At 57.2% G+C, this 458-nt stretch carries 1 rRNA gene; it reads right to left on the bottom strand.

Annotation, left to right across the window (positions count from 1 at the left end):
• Nucleotides 1-46 precede the first annotated feature (46 nt).
• Nucleotides 47-458, bottom strand: a 23S ribosomal RNA gene (locus ACPYOM_RS22155); the annotation flags it as partial.

The raw sequence follows: 458 nt of genomic DNA, 5'->3' as shown, positions 1-458 counted from the left end.
GTGTTTGTGTCTCGGGAACTGCACAGTGGACGCGGAGCATCTTCGTAGGGTCAAGTTGTCGGCTTATTAGTACCGGTCAGCTCCACACATTGCTGTGCTTCCACATCCGGCCTATCGACCCAGTCGTCTAGCTGGGAGCCTCTCGCCCTCGCGGGCCTGGAAACCTCATCTTGAAACGTGCTTCCCGCTTAGATGCTTTCAGCGGTTATCACTTCCGAACGTAGCTAATCAGCGGTGCTCCTGGCGGAACAACTGACACACCAGAGGTTCGTCCATCCCGGTCCTCTCGTACTAGGGACAGCCTTTCTCAAGTTTCCTACGCGCACAGCGGATAGGGACCGAACTGTCTCACGACGTTCTAAACCCAGCTCGCGTACCGCTTTAATGGGCGAACAGCCCAACCCTTGGGACCTACTCCAGCCCCAGGATGCGACGAGCCGACATCGAGGTGCCAAACC

It is taken from the genome of Monashia sp. HAY1-2A, assembly GCF_056755315.1.
Note: the sequence above shows the minus strand (reverse complement) of the source record. Positions and strands in the feature narration are given on the sequence as shown.